Annotated in this window: 1 protein-coding gene; it reads left to right on the top strand. The window is 73.7% G+C overall.

The annotated features are described in order from the left end of the window. Positions 1-66 precede the first annotated feature (66 nt). On the top strand, positions 67-4123 hold a 4057-nt coding region (locus AC156L_RS00285; RefSeq protein ID WP_484406502.1), incomplete at its 3' end, for a type I polyketide synthase.

The raw sequence follows: 4123 nt of genomic DNA, 5'->3' as shown, positions 1-4123 counted from the left end.
GCGGTCGCCGCGCACTTCGGCAAGACGCGTCGGTTGACGGTGTCGCACGCGTTCCACTCCGGGTTGATGGAACCGGTGGTGGAGGACTTCCGGGCGGTGGTGGCCGGTCTGGAGTTCGCCGAGCCCGTCATCCCGATCGTGTCCACCGTGACCGGCGCCCCGGCGACGGCGGAGGAGTTGTGCTCGCCGGAGTACTGGGTGCGGCACGTCCGCCGGCCGGTGCGGTTCCTCGACGCCGTCACGACCCTGGCCGGGTTGGGTGTCGCGCGGGTGCTGGAACTCGGCCCGGACGGGGTGCTCACCGCGATGGTGCGGGACTGCGCGCCCGAACTTGCCGTGGTGGTCCCGGCGCTGCGCAAGGACCGGCCGGAGGAGCGGTCGCTGCTCACGGCACTGGCCGCCCTGCACGTCGACGGCGTGCCCGTCGAGTGGGACTTCACCGGCGGTCGCCGGGTCGAGCTGCCGACGTACGCCTTCGCGCACCAGCGGTTCTGGCTCGACGCGGGTTCGCGGCCGAAACCCCTGGACGGCCACGTCTTCCGGGTCGACTGGACGCCGCTGCCGCTGTCCGGAGGGGTTCCCCGCTCCGACGACCACGTGGAGTTCGTCGAGCCGAGCACCGAACTGGACGCCGCGGCCGTGCGCGCGGTGACGCACCGGGTGCTGGCCCTGGTGCGGTCGTGGCTGGAGGACACCACGTCCACCCGGCGCCTCGTCGTCGTCACCAGCGGAGCGGTCGCCGTCACGGCCGCCGAGGACGTCGACCCGGTCACCGCGGCGGTCTGGGGGCTGGTCCGCTCGGCGCAGTCCGAGCACCCCGGCCGGTTCGTGCTGGTCGACGTCGACGACCCCGCGACCGACGCGGGTGCCGCGCTCGCGTCGGACGAGCCGCAGGTGGCGGTCCGCGCGGGCCAGGTGTTCGTACCCCGGCTCGCGCGGGCGGAGGAGAGCGGCGCGGCGCGGGAGATCGACCCGAACGGGACGGTGCTGCTCACCGGTGCGACCGGCGGGCTCGGTGCCGTCGTCGCCCGGCACCTGGTCGCCGAACGCGGTGTGCGACGGCTCGTCCTGGTCAGCCGCCGAGGCGGTTCGGCGGAACTGGAGGCCGAGCTGACCGGGCTGGGCGCCGACGTCGTCTCGGTGGCGTGCGACGTCGCCGACCGCGCCGCGCTCGCCGACGTGCTCGCCGCGATCCCGGCCGACCACCCGCTGACCGCGGTCGTGCACGCGGCGGGCGTCACCGACGACGCCGTCGTCACGGCCCTGACCGACGAGCAGGTCGACCGGGTCTTCCGGGCCAAGGTCGACGCCGCACTGGTCCTGCACGAGCTGACCGAAGGGCTCGACCTGGCCGAGTTCGTGCTGTTCTCGGCCGCGGCGGGCACGTTCGGCGGCCCCGGCCAGGCGAACTACGCCGCCGCCAACGTGTTCCTGGACGCGGTGGCGCACCTGCGCCGCACGCGCGGCCTGCCCGCGGTGTCGCTGGCGTGGGGCCTGTGGGACGCGGGCATGGGCGGCAGGCTGTCCGAGCACGACGTGCAGCGCATGGCGCGCGGCGGGGTCCGACCGCTGTCGGCCCGGCAGGGCATGGCGCTGTTCGACGCCGCCCTGCGGCGCGCGGACGCGGTGCTGGTCCCGATGCGCCTGGACGTCGAGCGGCTCACCCAGCCCGTTCCGGCGGTGCTGCGGGACCTGGTTCCGCAGGCCCCGGCGGACGAGCCGTCCGGCGAGGTGCTCGGCTTCGACGACCTGCTCGCGCTCGTGCGGACCTGCGCGGCCGAGGTGCTCGGGCACTCGACGGTGGACGAGGTCGCGCCGGACCGGGCGTTCGCCGAACTGGGCTTCGACTCGCTCACCGCGGTCGAGCTGCGCAACCGGCTGCTCGGCGCCACCGGGCTCCGGCTGCCCGCCACGCTGGTGTTCGACTACCCGACACCGGTCGTGCTGGCCGGGCGGCTCAGCGAGGAGCTGGGCGGGCAGGACGAGGTCGTCGCGGTCGAGACCGCCGCGGCCGTCACCGACGAGCCGGTCGCGATCGTGGGCATGAGCTGCCGGTTCCCCGGTGGGGTGCGGTCGCCGGAGGACCTGTGGCAGCTCCTGGTCTCCGGGGAGGACGCGCTCACGGAGTTCCCGACCGACCGGGGCTGGGACGTCGACGACCTGTACGACCCCGACCCGGACCGGGCGGGCAAGACCTACGTGCGGCGGGGCGGGTTCCTGCACACCGCGGCCGAGTTCGATCCGGGGTTCTTCGGGATCTCGCCGCGCGAGGCCGTGGCGATGGACCCGCAGCAGCGGTTGCTGCTGGAGGCGTCGTGGGAGGCGTTCGAGAACTCGGGCATCGACCCCGCCGCGCTGCGCGGCAGCCGGACCGGGGTGTTCGCCGGTACCAACGGCTCCCAGTACGCCGCACGGGTCGACAGCCCGCCGGAGGGCGTCGAGGGCTACCTCGGCACGGGCAACTCGGCCAGCGTGGTGTCCGGCCGCGTGTCCTACGCCTTCGGGCTGGAGGGCCCGGCGATCACGATCGACACGGCGTGCTCGTCGTCGCTGGTGGCGATGCACTGGGCGGCGCGGTCGCTGCGGCAGGGCGAGTGCACGATGGCGCTGGCCTCGGGCGTGACCGTCATGACCAGCCCGGAGCCGTTCGTGGACTTCAGCCGCCAGCGCGGGCTCGCGCCGGACTCGCGGTGCAAGGCGTTCGCCGCGTCGGCGGACGGAACCGGCTGGGGCGAGGGCGTCGGCGTGCTGGTGCTGGAGCGGTTGTCGGACGCCCGCCGCAACGGCCACGAGGTGTTGGCGGTGGTGCGCGGTTCGGCGGTGAACCAGGACGGCGCGTCCAACGGCCTGACCGCGCCCAACGGGCCCTCGCAGCAGCGGGTGATCCGGCAGGCGCTGGCGAGCGCTGGTCTGTCCACGTCGGACGTGGACGTGGTGGAGGCGCACGGCACCGGCACCAGGTTGGGTGATCCGATCGAGGCCCAAGCCCTGCTGGCGACCTACGGGCAGGACCGGTCGACACCGCTGTACCTGGGGTCGATCAAGTCGAACATCGGGCACACTCAGGCCGCCGCGGGTGTGGCGGGTGTGATCAAGATGGTGCTCTCCATGCGGCACGGTGTGGTGCCTGCGACGTTGCACGTGGACGAGCCGACGCCGCAGGTGGACTGGTCGGCCGGTGCGGTGGAACTGCTGACGGAGCCGCGTCCGTGGCCGTCGGTGGGACGTCCGGTGCGCGCGGGTGTGTCGTCGTTCGGGATCAGCGGCACCAACGCCCACGTGATCCTCGAAGCGGTCGAGCCGGAGCCGCGCGGTGACGGCGACCCGGTCCGGTCGGGCCTGGTGCCGTGGCTGGTGAGCGCGAAGAGCCCGGACGCGCTGGACGAGCAGGTCACGCGCCTGCGGGCGGTGGACGCCCCGGCGCTGGACGTCGGCTTCACGCTGGCGACCACGCGCGCGGTGTTCGACCACCGGGCCGTGGTCGTGGACGGCGAGGTCGTCGCGAAGGGCCGCACCGGCAGCGGCCAGGTCGCGTTCGCGTTCACGGGTCAGGGTGCGCAGCGGCTCGGGATGGGTCGTGAGCTGTACGAGGTGTTCCCGGTGTTCGCGTCGGCGTTCGACGAGGTGTGGTCGCACTTCGACGTGGGGGACTGGTCGATCGACGAGACCGGTCACGCGCAGCCCGCGCTGTTCGCGATCGAGGTGGCGTTGTTCCGGTTGGTGGAGTCGTTCGGTGTGCGGCCGGATTACCTGGTGGGGCATTCGATCGGTGAGATCGCCGCCGCACACGTGGCCGGTGTGTTGACGCTGGCGGACGCCGCTTGCCTGGTGGCGGCGCGGGGTCGGCTGATGCAGGCCCTTCCTCCCGGTGGGGCGATGGTGTCGGTACGGGCCTCTGAGGCTGAGGTGCTGGCTCACCTGGTGGAAGGAGCGGACATCGCGGCCGTCAACGGTCCGGAGTCGGTGGTGGTGTCGGGTGCGGAGGAGGCCGTCCTCGCGGTCGCCGCGCACTTCGGCAAGACGCGTCGGTTGACGGTGTCGCACGCGTTCCACTCCGGGTTGATGGAACCGGTGGTGGAGGACTTCCGGGCGGTGGTGGCCGGTCTGGAGTTCGCCGAGCCCG

The organism is Umezawaea sp. (genome assembly GCF_057122925.1).
This window is presented reverse-complemented; position numbering and strand designations above follow the sequence as displayed.